The organism is Streptomyces sp. CBMA123 (assembly GCF_014596465.1).
Classification (GTDB): Bacteria; Actinomycetota; Actinomycetes; order Streptomycetales; family Streptomycetaceae; genus Kitasatospora.
Window position 1 is genome coordinate 1 of sequence record NZ_MECK01000464.1, and the last position, 1683, is coordinate 1683.

At 79.6% G+C, this 1683-nt stretch carries 1 pseudogene; it reads right to left on the reverse strand.

The features are described 5' to 3' along the window. Positions 1-1683, reverse strand: a pseudogene (locus BG452_RS34270) (hypothetical protein); the annotation flags it as partial.

A 1683-nucleotide genomic window follows, 5' to 3' on the forward strand; every position in this document is an offset into this window, starting at 1 on the left:
CCTCGGCGCGGGCGGCGGCCACCAGGTCCTCGCCGTCGGCGCGCGCCTGTGCCAGCTCGGCGGCGGCCTCGGCGCGGATGTCCTCGGCGGTGGCCCGGGCCTCGGACAGCTCCCGGCCGGCCTCGGCCCGGACCGTCTCGGCCTGCTCGTTGGCCAGCGCCAGCTCGGCGGCGGCCTTCTCCCGGGTGGCCTTGGCGTCCTGGGCGGCCTCCGCCCGGCGCTGCTCGGCGGCGGTGCCGGCCTGCTCCAGCAGCTCGTCGGCCTCCGTGCGGCGGTCGACGGCGTACTGCTCGGCCTCGGCGCGCAGCTCCGTGCTGTGCTGCTCGGCCTCGGTGCGGACGCGGTCGGCGTACGCCTCGGCGCTCTCGCGGTGCTGGGCGGTCTCCTGCTGGGTGAGGGCGCGCAGTTCGGCGGCGGCCTGCTCGGCCTCGGCGCGCTGCTCGGCGGCGTACCGGTCGGCGCTCTCGCGCAGTTCGGTGGTCTCCGCGGCGGTGCGCTCGGTGAGGTCGGCGGCCGTCCGCTCGGCCTCGGTCCGGACGCGGTCGGCGTAGGCCTCGGCGTCGGTGCGCAGCTCGGTGGTCTCGGCGGCGGTGCGCTCGGTGAGGTCGGCGGCCGTCCGCTCGGCCTCGGTCCGGACACGCTCGGCGTAGGCCTCGGCGGCCTCGCGGACCTCGGCGGTCTCCCGCGCGGTGCGCTCGGTCAGCTCGGCGGCGCCCTGCTCGGCCTGCTCGCGGGCGGTCCGGGCGCCGGCCAGCTGCTCGGCGGTCTCCTCGCGCTCGCGGTGCAGCTCGGCGGCGGCCTCCTCGTGCGCGCGCCGGCTCTCCTCGCCGAGCGCGTTCGCGGCGGCCTCGGCCTCGGCCCTGGTCCGGGCGGCCTCGGTGTCGGCCTCGGTGCGCACCCGCTCGGCGTCGGCGACCGCGGCGTCCCGGACGGCGTTCGCCTCGGCCTGGGCCTCGGCCGTCACGGCCTCCGCGGCGGCGTTCGCCTCGGAGCGCACCCGCTGATCGAACTCGGCGGCGGTGCGCCGGAGTTCGGCGGTCTCCCGCTCGGCGGCGGTGCGGTTCTCGGCGGCCGCGGCCTTGGCGGCGGCCAGGGCGTCCTGGCCCTGCTGCTCGGCCGCGGAGGTGATCTTCCCGGCCTCGGCGCGGGCCCGGGCCAGGGTCTGCTCGGCCCGGCCCTGGGTTTCGGCGGCCTGCTCCTGGGCCTGCTCGCGCAGCCGCTCGATCTCCCCGGCGGCACCCGCGCGCAGCTCGTCCGCGTCGGCCTTGGCCCTGGTGAGCAGCTCCTCGGCGTTCTTCGCCGACTCCTCGATCTGCAGGACGGCCTGGCGGCGGGCGTCGCTCCGGGCCCGGTCGGCCTCGGCGGCGGCCTGGGCGCGCAGCTCCTCGGCCTCGGCGCGCAGCCGGGCCGCCTCGTCCTGCATCTGCTCGATCCGCTCGCGGATCGCGGCGGCGTCGTCCAGGGCGGCGTTCTGGGCCTGCTCCACGGCGGCCTGGGCCTGCTCGCGCAGCCGCTGGGCCTCCGCGTGCGCCTCGGCCCGGATCCGCTCGGCCTCGGCGGAGGCCTCGCCGCGGGCGGCCTCGGCGTCCTGGTTGGCCCGGCCGAGCACCTCCTCGGCGGTCTTGGCGGCCTTGGCGAGGTGGACGGTGGCGTCCTTGGCGCCGGCCGCCCGGCGCCAAGGGC